This window comes from Bacillus cereus group sp. BfR-BA-01381 (genome assembly GCF_022663555.1).
Lineage (GTDB): Bacteria > Bacillota > Bacilli > Bacillales > Bacillaceae_G > Bacillus_A > Bacillus_A pacificus.
Genome location: NZ_JAKUFR010000230.1, coordinates 1 through 431, shown reverse-complemented (window position 1 = coordinate 431; position 431 = coordinate 1). Strand labels below are relative to the sequence as shown.

Genomic DNA, 431 nt, shown 5'->3' with positions numbered 1-431 from the left:
GCAGTTATAACGAGAAGATGATTGCTATTTGTATCGTAAAAACTAGACGTGTTTTCTTTATGATTCCACGGTTCTTTTGCGTTAAGAGCAGCTTGTATGTCAGAAAACGTTTTTTTCTTTTCATTCGGATAGGAGAATACTTCTTCGCCGCCACTATTAAAGATTTGAAGAGTAGCCTTTTCTTTAGAAAGTAACTGTTTTTCTTCTTCTGTTAATGTGAACGTATCCGTAGATACAGAAGGGTGCTCTTTTTGGATTGATTTCAGTAATACATTGCTTTTTACCGTACTACCGTAAATAACAAGTACGTTCTTTTCTTCTAATTCAATTTCCCAATATGTAAACGTATAAGGGCTTTCTATGTGATTCTGTATATAAGAGAATAATGATGTTTCCGTATAAGATGTTGGCACGTCACTAGGAGTATTAAA

General features: G+C 34.1%; 1 pseudogene. It reads right to left on the bottom strand.

From position 1 onward, the window contains the following. Positions 1 to 431 (bottom strand): annotated as a pseudogene (locus tag MR079_RS28445) (sensor histidine kinase); the annotation flags it as partial.